The following is a 791-nucleotide window of genomic DNA, read 5'->3' as shown; positions in this document are numbered from 1 at the left end:
GTACGGACAAATTCAACGACTTCACCTCCTTTAACCCGATAAAACTCGATTTCATCTAGCAAAGCATAATTGATTTCCAACAACCAGGCGTGGTCATTCCCTGGCACCACAAAGCGGAACCAGTAGGTATCATGCGAAAAACCAAATGATGGCACTTCCTGCTCGTTCGAGCGCCAGTCCCAGAGGTTGTAGCCATGCACATCATCTATCGTCAAGCCATGTGTCGGATCGACAAAGAACTCAAGATGGTCTCCAGACAATGGTATGCCATTGGTGTAATGCTCCTCCGCCATAGCCGACACGGAATACAGGCAGACACACAGCGCTAGAAAGATCCAAAGTCCATTTTTTATTTGTAATTGTTTCAAGGGGTAATTGTCTTTTTCTGTGATGAGTACTTAGCTAAGTATAGACAAGGCTTAAAAACTTTCATGAAAACGTCTGGCATGTTTTCTAAGAGCTTGTTCTAATAATTAGCAAATTCAATCCAGTTTTTCAGTAAACGACGACTATGATTTTTTCCTCTAAAGGAAGCAAAACACCACTGCGCGAAAACGTTCGCCTGATAGCTAGCGCTCGCCTGGCCTTGTGGGGACTGGCTCAACTTTTTTTACTCGTTGACCATCTATATCTGAACTTAAAATTTAACTTCATCCTGGCGGAGTTTATTTTAAGCCTATTTGCTTTTTCAGCCATGTTCACCTTCGCTCAGCTTAAAAGCGCCCGTATCATTACCGAAAACTATGTCCGACTTCAATTAGTGTCAGATGTACTATTCATGAGCCTTCTGT

The 791-nt window shown here is 42.7% G+C and carries 2 protein-coding genes; one reads left to right on the top strand and one right to left on the bottom strand.

Going from position 1 to position 791, the window contains the following annotated elements:
- Positions 1 to 293 (bottom strand): 7TM-DISM domain-containing protein (locus A3766_RS07610; protein WP_197479419.1); only part of this gene is annotated, 293 nt, incomplete at its 3' end.
- 218 nt (positions 294 to 511) lie between these two features.
- Here A3766_RS07610 and A3766_RS31930 point away from each other — a divergent pair.
- On the top strand, positions 512 to 791 hold a 280-nt coding region (locus A3766_RS31930), incomplete at its 3' end, for a hypothetical protein (protein WP_231882857.1).

It is taken from the genome of Oleiphilus sp. HI0132, assembly GCF_001635845.1.
This window is presented reverse-complemented; position numbering and strand designations above follow the sequence as displayed.